Below are 201 nucleotides of genomic sequence, written 5' to 3' on the forward strand. Positions count from 1 at the left end.
GATGGGGGGACGGATCGCGGAAGGTTGTCTGCCTGTTGGAATAGGCAGTTTCTGGTTCATAGAAGGCGCTTAGGCAAATCCGGGCGCGGAATTCAAGGGACTGGGACGAGGCACTTAGGTGCTGAAGCAATCGGAAGTGGTTCCAAGAAAAGCCTCTAAGCTTCAGTCATACGAGACCGTACCGCAAACCGACACAGGTGG

Annotated in this window: 1 rRNA gene; it reads left to right on the forward strand. The window is 54.7% G+C overall.

The features are described 5' to 3' along the window. Nucleotides 1-201 (forward strand): 23S ribosomal RNA (locus tag ABWW33_RS33090); the annotation flags it as partial.

Source organism: Duganella hordei, from assembly GCF_040369125.1.
Classification (GTDB): Bacteria; Pseudomonadota; Gammaproteobacteria; order Burkholderiales; family Burkholderiaceae_D; genus Rugamonas; species Rugamonas hordei.